This is a genomic window from Subtercola frigoramans (assembly GCF_016907385.1).
Classification (GTDB): Bacteria; Actinomycetota; Actinomycetes; order Actinomycetales; family Microbacteriaceae; genus Subtercola; species Subtercola frigoramans.
Genome location: NZ_JAFBBU010000001.1, coordinates 478305 through 492821 on the forward strand (window position 1 = coordinate 478305; position 14517 = coordinate 492821).

The 14517-nt window shown below is 66.8% G+C and carries 17 protein-coding genes; 9 read left to right on the plus strand and 8 right to left on the minus strand.

Going from position 1 to position 14517, the window contains the following annotated elements; translation table 11 throughout:
- Positions 1–40 precede the first annotated feature (40 nt).
- From JOE66_RS02320 to JOE66_RS02350, 7 genes are all read left to right on the plus strand, one after another.
- Entirely contained in the window at positions 41–814 is a 774-nt protein-coding gene (locus JOE66_RS02320; RefSeq protein WP_205106534.1) for a GntR family transcriptional regulator, read from the plus strand.
- Positions 811–2316, plus strand: coding sequence for an MmgE/PrpD family protein (locus JOE66_RS02325; RefSeq protein ID WP_205106535.1), 1506 nt, complete (start codon positions 811–813; stop codon positions 2314–2316). Before JOE66_RS02320 ends, JOE66_RS02325 begins: the two co-directional genes overlap by 4 nt.
- Positions 2316–3230, plus strand: a complete 915-nt coding sequence (prpB, locus tag JOE66_RS02330; protein ID WP_205106536.1) for a methylisocitrate lyase — start codon at positions 2316–2318, stop codon at positions 3228–3230. The genes JOE66_RS02325 and prpB overlap by 1 nt, the downstream gene beginning before the upstream one ends.
- Positions 3227–4339, plus strand: a complete 1113-nt coding sequence (locus JOE66_RS02335) for a bifunctional 2-methylcitrate synthase/citrate synthase (RefSeq protein ID WP_205106537.1) — start codon at positions 3227–3229, stop codon at positions 4337–4339. Before prpB ends, JOE66_RS02335 begins: the two co-directional genes overlap by 4 nt.
- A 65-nt stretch (positions 4340–4404) precedes the next feature.
- Positions 4405–4743 (plus strand): helix-turn-helix domain-containing protein, encoded by a 339-nt coding sequence (locus JOE66_RS17060; RefSeq protein WP_205106538.1) that lies wholly within the window; start codon positions 4405–4407, stop codon positions 4741–4743.
- A gap of 28 nt (positions 4744–4771) precedes the next feature.
- On the plus strand, positions 4772–5905 hold the full coding sequence (locus JOE66_RS02345) for a S1C family serine protease (RefSeq protein WP_205106539.1): 1134 nt from the start codon (positions 4772–4774) through the stop codon (positions 5903–5905).
- 170 nt (positions 5906–6075) lie between these two features.
- Complete coding sequence (locus tag JOE66_RS02350) at positions 6076–7362, plus strand: APC family permease (RefSeq protein ID WP_307827009.1); 1287 nt, start codon at positions 6076–6078, stop codon at positions 7360–7362.
- Here JOE66_RS02350 and JOE66_RS02355 read toward each other — a convergent pair.
- Genes JOE66_RS02355 through JOE66_RS02380 form a run of 6 tightly spaced genes read right to left on the minus strand, consistent with a single transcriptional unit; the run spans position 7316 to position 10757 of the window.
- Entirely contained in the window at positions 7316–7936 is a 621-nt protein-coding gene (locus tag JOE66_RS02355) for an RES family NAD+ phosphorylase (RefSeq protein WP_239518197.1), read from the minus strand. The genes JOE66_RS02350 and JOE66_RS02355 overlap by 47 nt on opposite strands.
- Positions 7930–8613: a hypothetical protein gene (locus tag JOE66_RS02360; protein ID WP_205106541.1), complete on the minus strand. Its 684-nt coding sequence runs from the start codon at positions 8611–8613 to the stop codon at positions 7930–7932. Before JOE66_RS02360 ends, JOE66_RS02355 begins: the two co-directional genes overlap by 7 nt.
- Before the next feature lie 43 nt (positions 8614–8656).
- Positions 8657–9034: a fluoride efflux transporter CrcB gene (gene crcB / locus JOE66_RS02365; protein WP_205106542.1), complete on the minus strand. Its 378-nt coding sequence runs from the start codon at positions 9032–9034 to the stop codon at positions 8657–8659.
- Complete coding sequence (locus tag JOE66_RS02370) at positions 9031–9693, minus strand: fluoride efflux transporter FluC (RefSeq protein WP_307827010.1); 663 nt, start codon at positions 9691–9693, stop codon at positions 9031–9033. Before JOE66_RS02370 ends, crcB begins: the two co-directional genes overlap by 4 nt.
- Positions 9694–9717: 24 nt before the next feature.
- A complete protein-coding gene (locus JOE66_RS17065; protein ID WP_307827011.1) occupies positions 9718–10233 on the minus strand; it encodes a phosphatase PAP2 family protein in 516 nt (171 codons plus the stop codon).
- A 29-nt stretch (positions 10234–10262) separates the two neighbouring features.
- Positions 10263–10757, minus strand: a complete 495-nt coding sequence (locus tag JOE66_RS02380; protein ID WP_205106543.1) for a GNAT family N-acetyltransferase — start codon at positions 10755–10757, stop codon at positions 10263–10265.
- Between the two features lie 16 nt (positions 10758–10773).
- On the opposite strand from JOE66_RS02380, the gene JOE66_RS02385 reads away from it, so the two are divergent.
- Positions 10774–11574: a nucleoside/nucleotide kinase family protein gene (locus JOE66_RS02385; protein WP_307827012.1), complete on the plus strand. Its 801-nt coding sequence runs from the start codon at positions 10774–10776 to the stop codon at positions 11572–11574.
- A gap of 177 nt (positions 11575–11751) precedes the next feature.
- On the opposite strand, the gene JOE66_RS02390 is transcribed toward JOE66_RS02385, so the two are convergent.
- Together JOE66_RS02390 and JOE66_RS02395 are read right to left on the minus strand one after the other, a co-directional pair.
- Positions 11752–12528, minus strand: coding sequence for a VOC family protein (locus JOE66_RS02390; RefSeq protein WP_205106544.1), 777 nt, complete (start codon positions 12526–12528; stop codon positions 11752–11754).
- Between the two features lie 226 nt (positions 12529–12754).
- Positions 12755–13225, minus strand: coding sequence for an Lrp/AsnC family transcriptional regulator (locus JOE66_RS02395; RefSeq protein ID WP_205106545.1), 471 nt, complete (start codon positions 13223–13225; stop codon positions 12755–12757).
- 143 nt (positions 13226–13368) lie between these two features.
- On the opposite strand from JOE66_RS02395, the gene ald reads away from it, so the two are divergent.
- A complete protein-coding gene (ald, locus tag JOE66_RS02400; RefSeq protein ID WP_205106546.1) occupies positions 13369–14499 on the plus strand; it encodes an alanine dehydrogenase in 1131 nt (376 codons plus the stop codon).
- Positions 14500–14517 lie beyond the last annotated feature (18 nt).

Below are 14517 nucleotides of genomic sequence, written 5' to 3' on the forward strand. Positions count from 1 at the left end.
ACTGGGCATGCTTGTATACATAGAGGTGAGGGCGGGTGACATGCGAGCGAGTGATCGAGCCTATGCCGTTCTTCGCGGCGAGATCGTCGACTGGCGCCTCGCCCCCGGTACCGTGCTGGCTGAAGTCGAGCAGTCGACGCGCATCGGCGTCTCACGTACCCCGTTGAGGCATGCCCTCAGCCGCCTGGTCGCCGATGGGCTTGTCGAGCCGCAGGGGGCTCGAGGGCTCGTGGTCGCCGGCGTCTCTGCTGAGAACGTCGTCTCGCTCTTCGAGCTGCGCCAGGCCCTCGAGCAGCAATCGGCGGCCCTTGCGGCGCGCAGGCGCTCGGTCGAACCCTTCGCAGTTCTACAGTCTGCACTGCGAACAGCACCTGTCATCCTCGGTGACCCGAGCGCTGACCGCCAGGAGTACTACGACATCGTCTCCCGTTTCGACCACGAGATCGACGTCGCCATCGACAGCCCGTACCTGGTCGCCGCGCTCGATGGCGTGCGCACCCATCTGGCGCGCATCCGCCGCCTGTCGAGCGACAACCCGGCCAGGCTGCTTGAAGCGGCAAAGGAACACCTCGCGATCGTCGACGCGATCATCGACGGCGACGCGCAACTGGCAGCGCACGCCACCCATGTTCACCTGCACCGCAGCCAGCAGGTCATTCTCGCCTCGCTCGCCGATGCTGTCGGCGGCCGTTCTCACGCGACGCGGCCCGACGCCCGGGCGGCATCGAGCCTCCAGCCGACTTCCAACGCCCAGCCGACTTTCAACGCCCAAGCAGCTTTCGACCACCAACCAGAAGGAACACCCTCCCTATGAAGACTCTTGACGTTCGGGTGCACCCGAGCTCCGAAAACCTCCCGGCAAGCGAGCAGCTCGCCTATACGATCGCCCAGGTCGCCGCTGACCCGGTGGCCGTGACCGACGAGGTCGTCGAAATGGTGATCAACCGGGTGATCGACAATGCCTCAGTCGCCACGGCCTCCCTCGCCCGCGGCCCCATCATCGCGGCCCGCGCCCAGGCCCAGGCACACCCCTACGCTCCGGGCTCCACGGTCTTCGGCGTCGACGGCCGCTACAGCCCCGAGTGGGCGGCATGGGCGAACGGCGTCGCCGTGCGGGAGCTCGACTACCACGACACCTTCCTGGCGGCAGAGTACTCCCACCCCGGCGACAACATCCCGCCCATCCTCGCCGTCGCCCAGCACACCCAGAAGAGCGGTCACGACCTCGTGCGCGGCATCGCCACCGGCTACGAGATCCAGATCGACCTCGTGAAGGCGATCAGCCTGCACGCGCACAAGATCGACCACGTGGCGCACCTCGGCCCGAGCGCCGCCGCCGGCATCGGCACCCTGCTCGGCCTCGACGTCGAAACGATCTTCCAGTCCATCGGCCAGGCGCTGCACACCACCACGGCCACCCGGCAGTCCCGCAAGGGCGAGATCTCCACCTGGAAGGCCTACGCCCCGGCCTTCGCCGGCAAGATGGCGGTCGAGGCCGTCGACCGTGCCATGCGCGGCCAGACCAGCCCGACTCCGATCTACGAAGGCGAAGACGGCGTGATCGCATGGATGCTCGACGGCCCCACTGCGCAGTACGACGTCACCCTGCCCGCCCCCGGCGAGGCGAAGCGGGCCATTCTCGACAGCTACACCAAAGAGCATTCCGCTGAGTACCAGGCCCAGGCGTGGATCGACCTCGCACGCAAGCTCCACAATCAACACGCGGTAGCGAACGATGATGACATCGTCAGCATCGTCATCCACACCTCGCACCACACGCACTACGTGATCGGTTCTGGGGCGAACGACCCGCAGAAGTACGACCCGCTGGCGAGCCGTGAGACGCTCGACCATTCGGTGCCGTTCATCTTCGCCGTCGCCTACCAGGACGGCGAGTGGAACCACGAACGTTCCTACTCGCGGGAGCGCGCGACCAGGCCTGACACGGTCGCCCTCTGGAACAAGATCACCACGCAGGAAGACGCCGAGTGGACGCGCCGCTACCACTCGAACGACCCCGCAGAGAAGGCCTTCGGGGGCCGTGTCGAGATCACTTTGAAAGACGGAACGCGCATCGTCGACGAGATCGCGGTCGCCGACGCGCACCCGCTCGGTGCCCGTCCGTTCGAACGTGCCGACTACATCAAGAAATTCCGCACGCTGGCGGCCCACGCCCTCGATGAAGCAGAGATCGAGCGCTTTCTCGACGTGGCCCAGCGACTGCCCTCGCTCAGTGCGGCAGAGCTCGGCGGTCTCACCGTCACCGCCCGCCCCGGGTTCTTCGACGGCATCACTGCACCGAAGGGACTCTTCTGATGTTGTATTCCGAGAAGACTCCCGCCCAGAAGAGAGCCGACTTTCGCGCGGCGCTCGCCTCAGGCACGCTGCAGAAGATGCCCGGCGCCTTCAACCCGCTGAGCGCCAGGCTCATCCAAAACAAGGGCTTCGACGGCGTCTACATCTCCGGCGCCGTGATCGCTGCCGACCTGGGCCTGCCCGACATCGGCCTGACCACGCTCACCGAGGTCGCTCTGAGGGCCCGGCAGATCAGCCGCATGACCGACCTGCCGACGCTCGTCGACGCAGACACGGGATTCGGTGAACCGATGAACGTGGCCCGCACGGTGCAGGAGCTCGAAGATGCCGGCGTCTCGGGCCTGCACATCGAAGACCAGATCAACCCGAAACGCTGCGGCCACCTCGACGGCAAGGCGGTGGTCGACACCGACACTGCGATCAAACGGATCAACGCTGCCGTCAGTGCCCGCCGTGACCCGAACCTGCTGATCATGGCGCGCACCGACATCCGTGCCGTCGAAGGGCTCGCCGTCGCGATCGACCGCATGAAGGCGCTCGTCGACGCCGGAGCAGACGCGATCTTCCCCGAGGCGATGGCCGACCTCGGCGAGTTCGAGGCGGTTCGCACGGCGATCGACGTGCCTGTGCTTGCCAACATGACCGAGTTCGGCAAGAGTGAGCTCTTCACCACAGACCAGCTCGCGGGCGTGGGCATCAACCTCGTGATCTACCCGGTCAGCCTGCTGCGCCTCGCCATGGGGGCCGCCGAGAGAGGGCTCGAGACGATCCTCGCCGAGGGCTCGCTGCAGCCCGAGGTGAAGAACATGCAGACCCGCGCCCGCCTCTACGAACTGCTCGACTATTCGGCATACAACACCTTCGACACCAGCATCTTCAACTTCCAGGTACCACAAGGCAAGGGAGCCTCATGACCGACTCACAGATCCACAAGGGCCTCGCCGGCGTCGTCGTCGACTACACCGCCGTCTCGAAGGTCAACCCCGAGACCAATTCGCTGCTCTACCGGGGGTACCCCGTTCAGGAGCTGGCAGCGAAGTGCTCCTTCGAGGAGGTCGCCTACTTGCTCTGGCACGGCGAGCTCCCCGATTCGGGGCAGCTCTCCGATTTCCAGGCCGTAGAACGCTCGTACCGCACGCTCGATGACAACGTCAAACGAGTCGTCGATGATCTGCCGCTCACCGCTCACCCGATGGATGTGCTTCGCACCGCTGTCTCCGTCATCGGCGCGAATGACGGGCAGGCAGACGTGTCGACCCCCGAGGCCAACCTCGCCAAGTCGATCGCTCTGCTCGGCAAGATCCCGGCCATCGTCGCCTACGACCAGCGCCGGCGTCGCCGGCAGCCGATCGTCGAGCCGAGGGACGACCTCGGGTACAGCGCGAACTTCCTCTACATGACGTTCGGCGAGGTGCCCGCGCAGGTCGTCGTCGATGCCTTCGACGTCTCGATGATCCTGTACGCCGAGCACTCGTTCAACGCGTCGACCTTCACGGCTCGTGTCGTGACGAGCACGCTCTCCGATCTGTACTCCGCCGTCGTCGCTGCGATCGGCGCTCTCAAGGGCCCGCTGCACGGCGGGGCGAACGAGGCCGTCATGCACGTCTTCGACGAGATCGGAGAGGCGGCGAAAGCCGAGGAGTGGCTGAACACCGCGCTCGCCGAGAAGCGCAAGATCATGGGCTTCGGCCACCGCGTCTACAAGAACGGCGACTCGCGGGTGCCCACGATGAAGGCCGCCCTCGATACGCTCGTCGCGGAATACGAGGCACAGGATCTCGCCGAGTTGTACGACGCACTCGAGTCCTCGATGACCTCGAGGAAGAGCATCCTGCCGAACCTCGACTACCCGTCTGGCCCGGCGTATCACCTGATGGGCTTCGACACCCTCACCTTCACGCCGCTCTTCGTGGCGAGTCGGGTGACCGGCTGGACGGCCCACATCATGGAACAGCTCGCCTCCAACGCGCTGATCCGCCCACTGAGCCTGTACAACGGGCCAGAGGAGCGCCACCTGCCCTGATCCGCTGTGCTTTCAGGGCTTCCGGATGATCGACCGAGACGAGAGGCGAGACCGTGAGGCGTGCCGTGGCTGACCTCGACGTGCTCGACTGTGACGTGGGCCTCACCGGCCTGACGGGCGTGCAGCGCGCCCAGGCCGTCTTCGGAATCAGCTCGGTGCGCCTCGACATCATCACCGCCCTGCTCTCGGGGTGTGAGCTGAGCGACGCGGCACTGATGGAACGCTTCAGCCTCACTCGCAACGGCATCCGCCGTCACTTGAAGGTGCTCGAGTCAGAGGGAATCATCGTCGGCCGGCACACCACCCACCCGCGGGGTGCCGGACCGATCACCTACTGGCGGGCCGACCCCGACGAACTGCTGATGCTGGTCGATGAGCTGCGGAGCGCCATTCTGAACAGCTGACGCGTGACGAAACCAGTATGCTCTGGCCATGACGATCTCCGAGCCCGCCGCCCCCACTGAGCCGCCTGCGCCTGACGTCGAAGCCGGGGCTCGTGCCGGCGCGAAGTGGTGGCAGAGCCGCCGGGTCTGGGTCACGGTGGCCGGCGGTGCGGTGATCGCCCTCGTGGCAGGGCTCGCCGGGGGGTTCATCGCCACGAATGCGCGGAGTGCCTCGGTCTGCGATGCCAGGGCGGTCGCGAACGATGTTCTTCCGAGCATCGTCACCATCAGCATCCAGGGCGCCAGCGGGGGAGGGGTCGGCACGGGCGAGATCCTCACCAGCGACGGCTACATCGTCACCAACAATCACGTCATCTCTGACGCGGCGCAGGGCGGAACCATTACCGTCCTGTACAACAGTGGCGAGGCAGACACCGCGGCGCTCGTCGGGCGCGACCCGGTCTCAGACCTGGCTGTTCTGAAGGTCACGCGCGACCAGAAGCTGCCGACGATCTCAATCGGAGATTCGTCGTCCGTGGCCGTCGGTCAGCCCGTCGTGGCACTCGGTGCGCCCCTTGGCCTGTCGAGCACGGTGACAGCGGGAATCGTGAGTGCCCTCGGGCGCAACGTCACCGTGCCGAGCGATGGCGACACCACCACGACGCTTGCCGGGGCGATCCAGACCGACGCGGCGATCAACCCGGGCAACTCGGGCGGCGCGCTTGTGAGCTGCGACGGTTCACTCGTGGGCATCAACACCGCGATCGCCTCCGTGCCGAATGCTGTCGGCCAGGCAGGAGGCGGCAGCGTCGGCATCGGGTTCGCCGTGCCGGTGAACCTCGCGAATGGCATCGTCAAACAGCTCATCGCGACTGGAACCGCGGTGTACCCGTGGTTCGGGGTCGAGGTCTCGCTCATCCCGCCGGCCGTCGCGCAGCGGTTCGGAGTCGAGTCGGGCCTCTTTGTCGAATCCGTGGTGCGAGGCGGCCCGGTTGCGACCGCGGGGCTCCAGGTCGGTGACATCATCACGCGTATCGACGGGCAGCCGGCGATCAACAGCGACGTGATCACGCGGGTCACCCTGGCCAAGCAGATCGGCGACGTCGTCGACGTCACGTACGTTCGAGACGGCACTGAGGCGCAGACCCAGGTGACGCTTGGCGCGCCCCCAACCGCCGGTTGACCGAGCCGTATCGAAACGGTTCTGTCGCTGAGGGTTTCGATACGCCTGCGACGTCGTCGCGGGCTACTCAACCGGCGTGTGGGCCCGCCGGTTGAGTTGGCCGCAGGCCGTATCGAAACCCCCACGCGATCGTTTACCTCCGCGTTGAATCGGTGGCGTAATGTTCGCCCGTGACAACTTCTGCAGAGCCCTCGCTCGCCCGGAGGCTCGGGCTCACCGACGCCGTGTTCATCGGGCTCGGTTCGATGATCGGGGCCGGGATCTTCGCCGCGTTCACCCCGGCCGCACAGGCCGCGGGAGCCGGCCTGCTCGTCGGGCTCGTGGTCGCCGCGATCGTCGCCTTCTGCAATGCGACCTCGTCGGCCCAACTCGCGGCCGCGTTCCCCACCTCCGGCGGAACCTACGTCTACGGCCGCGAGCAGCTCGGGCCCTGGTGGGGGTTCCTGGCCGGGTGGAGCTTCATCATCGGCAAGACGGCGAGCTGCGCAGCGATGGCCATCACTTTCGCGGCCTACGCCGCCCCGGCGGGCTGGGAGAAGCCCGTCGCGCTGCTCGCCGTGATCGGCCTTGCCGCCGTGAACTACCGCGGGGTCACACGCACCGCGTCACTGACCCGCATCGTCGTCGTCGTAGTGCTCATCGTGCTCGCGATCGTCGTGGCGGCCGGGTTCAGCACAGGGCTTCCCGCCGCCGGCGCTGTCGACTCCGCCGGTCTCCTCGCGCACGGGTGGTACGGCATCCTGCAGTCCGGCGGCCTGCTGTTCTTCGCCTTCGCAGGGTACGCCCGCATCGCGACCATGGGGGAGGAGGTGCGCGATCCCGCGCGCACCATTCCGCGCGCAATAACCATCGCCCTCAGCGCGGCCGTGCTGATCTATGCCGTCATCGCGGTCGTCGTTCTGGGTGCCCTCGGGCCTGCCGGTGTCGCTTCGTCGACGGCCCCGCTTGCCGACACGGTCGCGCTGAGCGGATGGTCATGGGCCGTGCCCCTGGTTCGAATCGGCGCAGCTGTGGCGTCGCTCGGCGCTCTGCTGGCACTCATCGCGGGCATCGGCCGCACCACGCTGGCGATGGCCCGCGAGGGTGATGTGCCGCGCTGGCTCTCTGCCGTGCATCCGAAATTCGCCGTACCGCACCGCGCAGAGGTCACGCTCGCTGTCGTCGTGTGTCTTCTGGTGCTCACAGTGGACTTACGCGCGGCCATCTCGTTCTCGTCGTTCGGCGTGCTCGTCTACTACTTCGTCGCAAACCTCGCCGCGTTCACACAGGCGAGGGATCAGCGTCGGTACCCGCGTGTGCTGCAGCTGCTGGGCCTGGCCGGATGCACGGCTCTCGTCGTCACGCTGCCCCTCACCGGCATCGTGGTCGGCATCGGCGTGCTGGCGATCGGGGTCGCCTACCGGCTGGTCGTCAGAGCAGCAGCACGTCGACGTGAAGTGGCGCGCAGAAATCGATGAGCCAGTCAAGATCACACCCGACGATGCCGAAGACGCGGCCGTAGTCTGCCGAAACGCTGAAGTCGTCGGCCGTCACCCGGCCTCCGAAGAACGAAAATGACCGGTCGCTGTTGCAGCGATGGCTCATGTATTCGATGCCGTCGAAGCCAGCGTCGTACGCCGCCTCGGCCCACCGGACTGTGGCCGGATAGTCCGCGGCCTCCGTCGCTGTCAGCTGGGAGGCTTCGATCTTCAGTGCTCGAAGCCCGGTGCCCAGAAACGACGCCAGCTTCAATTCTCGTCGAGTCGTCAATTTCGATGCCACGGAGCTTCGATAACTCCGAGGGAGCACGTTGCCGCCGCGTACCGGAACATCGTGCAGCAGAGTTTCGCAGACTGCTGCCTGTTCACTCTCTGCCGCATACAACGTGGCGATGGGAGGCTCGCCGAAGAAGGCGAACCGAGTCGCGCCGCCAACGCCGGGGTTGAATACGTTCCCCAGTCGCGAGTTGTGATGCACGCGATAGAGAGCGGTTCCCTCGGGGAGTGAGGACTCGCGAGGGCGAAATGGAACCGGGGGCGCAGGCGTCACCATTCGACGGTGGAGGCCCGTCGTGCGACAGCGAGGAGCTGTTCGACCGAATCGAGGTGATCAACAGGGCGGTCGCCGCGAAGGTATCCCGACGGTGAGCAAAGCCAGAGCACGACTTCTTCTTCGGCCCAGCTGTTCTCTCTCGCTAGTTCGACGAGAGGTGAGATAACGGGCTTGATGCGCCGGGAGGAACTGTCGAACTGGAACCCGGGGTACAGGAATGCATTGAGGCGTCGCACGCCGAGTAGGCGTCCCCCCACGCGTAGCTGTGATGCCAGCGCACGATTTGCCGCACGCGACGACAGCATCTCTGCCACCTCTGTGCTGGAGAGCAGCCCGAATTCCACCTCGATGTCTCGCCAGACGTTCTCGGTGGCCTGCAGTGCCCGCGCTACGGCCGGTGAAGTGGTGCCCGGCAGGGTGACCAACGCAGGCGCCAGAGCAGAGATGCCCTGGCGAGCGTGAACGATGTCCTCGACGAGGGTGGCGGTCGCCGACGCGCCGAGCCCCGTGAACCCCTTTTGCAAGCTTTCAAAGAGGTCGGCGATGCGCTGGTCGACAAACGGGCCCGTGTTTCCATCAGCGGGTTCTTCGGCTGATGAAGGCGCTGCGGTCATGCCGGCGAGATGCACGGGAGGGGCGGCGAGGGAGTAACCGACGCGAGGCGACTTTCGTTTCATACGATCCATAATATCGTAGGTATCGCACAAAGTCGAGAGGGCCTCAGAGAGCCTGGCCAAGGGTGAGACCGAGCAGCGCGGCGAGCACCGAGAGCACGAGCATCCCGACGCCGTTCATGAGGGCTGGTGCCCAGCGCCTCTGTTGCACGAGGCGTACGGTCTCGAAGCTGGCTGTGCTGAAGGTGGTGTAGCCGCCCATGAGCCCGGTGCCCAGAATGAAGAAGAACTCCTGCGGCACGAGATTCCCGAGCGTGAGTCCCGTGATCAGGCCGAGGATGAGGGAGCCTGACACGTTGATGATGGTGGTGCCGAGCGGGTACGCGCCCGTGAACCGGCTCTTGACGAAGCCGTCGAGCCAGAAGCGCAGTGCCGCACCGAGTCCGCCGGCGAGCGAGAGCAGGGCGAAGGTCAAGGGGGTCACCGGCCCACCGCCGTGCCGGAGATGCCGGGTCCGTTGCCGCCGCCGTCGCCGTTGTCCTGGTCGGGGTTGCCGACCGGATCGAGACGACGGCGGTGCCGGTTCGCAGCGACAACGATTCCGAGGAATGTCGCAACCGCGCCGACGAGAAGGGTCGCCACGGCATAGAGCGCCGCCGCCGCCGGTCGCCCATTCACGAAAAGCAGTGCCGTACCCGTTGCCAGGGTGCTGTAGGTGGTGAACCCGCCGAGCACGCCGGTGCCGAGCAGCAGCCGGAGTCGTCGGCGTCGCCCTTCGTCTGGTCCGCTGCGGCTCAGGGTCTCGAGAAGCGCGCCGAGAAGGAACGCGCCGACGACGTTGATGCCCAGAATGACCAGGGCGACACCGTTCAGGTCGGGCACGACCAGACTGAGCAGTTCGCGCAGGGCCGTTCCGACCGTGCCGCCGACGATGACGATGACGGCATAGCGCCAGCGCAGGTGGATCGGTTTGGCTGCCCGCCTGTCGCTGGCAGGAACGAGACTCGGGTCACCGACCGCCGGTTCGCCCGATTCGGCCTCGACGAGGTCGGAGTCGACCGGCAGCTCGGCGAACTCGTCGCCGAACGAGTCGGCAGGTTCGCCGTGCGCGTCGGGTTCCTCGGGTTCGCCGTGTGCGTTCACCAGTCGATCAAACCACAGTCGCGGTCAGCATTTCGGTTTCGAAACCGCTGAGCCCACGACCGCGACAACAGATCCGAGCGTCGCACCGCCCACGACATCCGAAGCCCAGTGCGCTCCGACCAGTAGGCGCGTGGCGGCGACGGCCGCGGCCAGCGGATACAGCACGAAGCCCATCCACGGCAGCTCCAGCGTGACTCCCGTTGCGAAGGCGAAGGCGCTCGCCGAGTGCCCAGACGGAAAGGAGGGTGATGCCGGATGATCGGCCAGACGCCTCGCCTGCTGCACGGTGTCGAGCGGGGGTCGGGGCCCGCCGAGCATCCGTTTCACCACCAGGTTGGCCGTCGCGCTCGCCGCCAGCAGAGACAGGCTGCCCCGAACGGCAGCACGTCGGTGACCGGTCAACGCGAGCACGGCGGCAATGCTGAACCAGAGCACCCCTTTGTTGGCGAATGTCGAGAGCCCCACGCCCGCGCGGTCGAGCACCGGATGCCCGTGCTGCCCGTTCACCGCACGAGCAACCCGCTCGTCTCCCCGTCGCACCCACGCTGGCGGTTGGCGCTCGTGCGGGTTCAGCGGAGGCTCTTCTCGAAGCAGAGTGAGAACGGAATGGCGGTTGCATACGGTTCGTAGAGCGGAATCGGTGTGTAGCCGATCTTCTCGTAGAGCGCGACGGCCTCGGGCTGGCGATCGCCGGTCTGCAGAATGAGCCGGGCCGCGCCCTCCGCCCGGGCGATGTTCTCGAGTTCGAGCATCAGCGCGCTGCCCACGCCGCGGCCGCGCTGGTCACCTGTGACGATGACGCGTTTGACCTCCCAGTCGCCCCGCAGTATCCGCAGCACGGCGTGGCCGATCGGCGTGCCGTCGTGGTCGATGACCAGAACCGTGGCGCGAACGTCTTCGGGGTGCACTGCGAGGGCGGCGAGCGTGAGCGCTTCGATCGGTTCGCCGTCGACGGAGTACCGGGCGTTCATCTCCTCGTCCATCGTGGCTCGAAGCGAGACGGCACGAGGGTCGGCGTAGTCGACGCGCTCGAACGAGAAGGGGTGTGCATCGTTCGAAGTCATGCTTCAAGATTAGGGTGTGACTCCATCTGACGCGGATTCTGCCGATGCCGATGCCGCGCTTGCAGCAACGGCTGCGACGCCTGCCGCGCTGACGGGTCTCGATACCCTGGCCCGGCACGCCATCGCCCTGATGGTTCCCGGACAACGGGTCTTGCTGGGTATCACGGGTAGCCCGGGGGCCGGCAAGACGACGCTCGCCATCTCGCTTGCGGCGCGTGTCGTCGAGCTGCTGGCCGCTGAGGCGGCTGAGGCCGGCAGGGCGGGCGATGCTGCTGACGCTGGCGAGGCTGGCGGGCAGGCGCACCGCGGTACAGCCGTGCACCTGCCGATGGACGGCTACCACCTCGCCAACGCCACCCTCGACCGTCTCGGCACCCACGACCGCAAGGGTGCCATCGACACCTTCGACGGCTGGGGTTTCGTTGCCCTGCTGAACCGGCTGCGGGTCGAACTCGACCACACCGTCTATGCGCCCAGCTTCGATCGCTCGGTCGACGAGGGCGTCGCGGGCGAGATCGCCGTGACTCCGGATGCCCGGCTCGTCATCGTCGAAGGCAACTACCTGCTCGTCGACCAGTCGCCGTGGTCATCCGTGGCTGGCCTGCTCGCCGAGAGCTGGTTCTGCGAGACCAACGATGAGGAACGCCTCCGTCGCCTCGTCGCCCGCCACGAGCGCCACGGGCGTAGTCCCGAGGCGGCCGAGGCATGGGCCAGCACGGTCGACGGTGCGAACGCGATTCTCATCGAGGCGTCGCGGCCGCGGGCCACGATCGTCGTTTCGGGCGTGGATGCGTCGATCATCCGGAGCGCTGGCTGACTGCCGCACCCACCGGGCTGCTGGCCGGCCGCGCTTCGCACCTGCCGCGCACACCTGCTCCTGGCTGCGCGCACCTCGTTCGCCCGCCACGAAACAGTCCACACGCCCTTCCGCGTGCACGCTGCACGTTCTCGGGCGCCAGGACTGTTCCGTGGCGGGCTCGAACGCGCCCCCGCGTCAGTTCGAGATGAGCCAGAACACCGCGCCCTGGGGGTCGGTGACGCCGGCCATGCGGCCAACCCCTCCGGCGTCGAAGGCCGGCTGCGTCACCGAGCCGCCGAGTGCGAGCACCTTCTCGACCGAGGCATCGACATCGTCGACCGCGAAGTAGATGTTCCACGCGTTCCGGGAGTCGACGCCAGTTGTCGCGACGGCCCCGGCGATGCTCTTGTCGTCGACAAAGAACTGGGTGTAGTCGCCCAGGCCCTCGGCCTCTTCGGTTTCGCTGCGCATGCCGGCAACGGCTTCGTAGAAGGGCAGTGTCGACGCGACGTCGCTCGAGCGCAGTTCGTTCCAGACCACTGCACCCGGCTCGTTGACAACAGCTGAGCCGATGTGGCCGGTGGTCTGCCAGAGGCCGATGGCGGCACCGGAGGGGTCGAGCAGCGACCCGATGCGCCCGGAGCCCGGAATCTCGTCGACCGGCCTGACCAGGGTTCCGCCGGCTTGGACGGCACGTGCCGCTGCCGCATCGGCGTCGTCGACCGCGAGGTAGGTGTTCCAGTGCACGTCGGTCTCACTGGAGACTTCGAAGTCCTGCATGAGACCTGCGACGTTCTTGCCGTGCAGCGTCGACATGTAGTAGGTGAGCCCGGCTTCTGGCGGCCCCATCGGATAGGCGTCGTACTGCCAAGCGAACAGCGAACTGTAGAAATCACGGGCGGCAACGATATCGGTGGTGACCAGGTCCACCCAGCACGGGGTGCCCTGCAGGTAACTCTCGACAATGGCCATGGTGTTACTCCCAATCGCAATTGCGAAGCTGTGGTGCTTCGCCGAGCCATGCTCGCATCCAGTATGAACTCCTGTGCACCTGTTGAAAAGGGGTCTTCGTCGGCACGCCGCAGCAAACGCCGTCCACTCGTTCGTCCACACGCATGGCCACGTGCACGCTGCACGCGCCACCGCGCGTGGACGAATGGGTGGCGCGCCCGCGCCGGCGAGCGAGCGCGCCCGGCCGTCAGTTCACGACGTGCTCGAAGACGATGCTCGTGCGGGTCGACGCCACAGAGGGGTGCGCCGACAGGTTCGCCACGACGAACTCGCGCAGGTGGTCGCTGTCTCGCGTGGCCACGTGAATGACGAAGTCTTCGGCTCCGCCAAGGAAGAAGAGCTGGAGCACCTCCGTTCGGCTGCCGATGTCGTCGCTGAAAGCGGTGATGCTCTGCCTCGCGCCCGACTTGATGCTCACGCTGATGAGGGCCTGCAGCGACAGGCCGAGGGCCCCCGGCGCGACCCGTGCGGTGTACCCGGTGATCACGCCGCGATCTTCGAGCGACCTCACCCGCGTGATGCACGTCGACTGCGCCACACCCACCAGCTCGGCGAGACGGCTGTTGGGCATCCGTGCATTCGCCTTCAGTAGCTCGACCAACTGGGTGTCGATGTCATCGAGCGGGCCGGATGACCGTGGATTCTTCGAACTAACCATCGTCTGGCCCGGCTCTCGTTGCAGTTTGCGCGGCCGAAGAGAACTTTGCCGCAGTATCCACTGATTTTACCTGCCCGAAACGAGTATCTTGCGAAAATTGGATCACTATTCTGGCCGCGCACTGCTGAGCAACGGAGACGATCATGCGAGTTGGCATTCCCACCGAGATCAAGAACAACGAGAAGCGCGTCGCTGCGACTCCCGCCGGCGTGCATGAGCTCGTGCGCCGTGGTCACGAGGTCGTCGTGCAGAGCGGAGCGGGGCTCGGCTCGCGCATCAGCGATGCCGACTACGTGACGGCCGGTGCGACGATTCTCGACACGGCAGATGCGGTGTGGGCGAGCGCTGACCTGCTGCTGAAGGTCAAGGAACCGATCGCCTCGGAGTACCCCCGCATGCGCGCTGGCCAGGTGCTGTTCACCTACCTGCACCTCGCCGCCTCGCGGGAGTGCACCGATGCCCTGATCGCCTCGGGCACCACGGCCATCGCCTATGAGACCGTGCAGCTCGACAACCGCAGCCTGCCCCTGCTCTCGCCGATGAGCGAGGTCGCCGGGCGGCTGTCTGTACAGGTCGGCGGGTACCACCTGATGAGCGCTGCCGGCGGGCGCGGAGTGCTGCTTGGCGGTGTTCCCGGAACCCGCAAGGCCAAGGTCGTCGTCATCGGCGGGGGAGTTGCCGGCGAACACGCGGCTGCAGACGCCGTCGGAATGGGTGCCGATGTCACCGTGATCGACCTCTCCCTGCCTCGCCTGCGCCAGCTCGAGGCGCAGTTCGGCGGGCGCATCCAGACCCGCGCGTCGTCTGCCTACGAGATCGCTGCCCAGGTACGCGACGCCGACCTCGTCATCGGCTCCGTGCTCATCCCCGGTGCCCAAGCGCCCAAGCTCGTGACCGACGCGATGATCGCCGAGATGAAGCCCGGCTCGGTGCTCGTCGACATCGCCATCGACCAGGGTGGCTGCTTCGAAGGCTCCCACCCGACCACGCACGACGACCCCATCTTCCCCGTGCACAACAGCATCTTCTACTGCGTCGCCAACATGCCGGGTGCTGTGCCCGAAACCTCGACCACCGCTCTGACCAACGCGACACTGCCCTACGTGATCACTCTCGCCGAGAAGGGCTGGCAGAAGGCCATCGCCGACGACGAGGCGCTCGCCCGAGGCCTCAACGTGCACGCCGGACTGGTGACGAACGCCCTCGTCGCGTCGGCGCTGGGCCTGCCGTACACGGCTCCGCATGACGCGGCACTCGAGGTCGCCGCCGCCTGACCACCGGCGCCCGGCCTG

Excerpts from the sequence above, each read along its gene's own strand:
- prpB (WP_205106536.1), top strand. The coding sequence starts at position 2,316 with ATGTTGTATTCCGAGAAGACTCCCGCCCAGAAGAGAGCCGACTTTCGC.
- JOE66_RS02395 (WP_205106545.1), bottom strand. The coding sequence starts at position 13,225 with ATGGTTAGTTCGAAGAATCCACGGTCATCCGGCCCGCTCGATGACATC.
- JOE66_RS02355 (WP_239518197.1), bottom strand. The coding sequence starts at position 7,936 with ATGGTGACGCCTGCGCCCCCGGTTCCATTTCGCCCTCGCGAGTCCTCA.
- JOE66_RS02360 (WP_205106541.1), bottom strand. The coding sequence starts at position 8,613 with ATGAAACGAAAGTCGCCTCGCGTCGGTTACTCCCTCGCCGCCCCTCCC.
- JOE66_RS02335 (WP_205106537.1), top strand. The coding sequence starts at position 3,227 with ATGACCGACTCACAGATCCACAAGGGCCTCGCCGGCGTCGTCGTCGAC.
- JOE66_RS02345 (WP_205106539.1), top strand. The coding sequence starts at position 4,772 with ATGACGATCTCCGAGCCCGCCGCCCCCACTGAGCCGCCTGCGCCTGAC.
- JOE66_RS02325 (WP_205106535.1), top strand. The coding sequence starts at position 811 with ATGAAGACTCTTGACGTTCGGGTGCACCCGAGCTCCGAAAACCTCCCG.
- JOE66_RS02320 (WP_205106534.1), top strand. The coding sequence starts at position 41 with ATGCGAGCGAGTGATCGAGCCTATGCCGTTCTTCGCGGCGAGATCGTC.
- ald (WP_205106546.1), top strand. The coding sequence starts at position 13,369 with ATGCGAGTTGGCATTCCCACCGAGATCAAGAACAACGAGAAGCGCGTC.
- JOE66_RS02380 (WP_205106543.1), bottom strand. The coding sequence starts at position 10,757 with ATGACTTCGAACGATGCACACCCCTTCTCGTTCGAGCGCGTCGACTAC.
- JOE66_RS02390 (WP_205106544.1), bottom strand. The coding sequence starts at position 12,528 with ATGGCCATTGTCGAGAGTTACCTGCAGGGCACCCCGTGCTGGGTGGAC.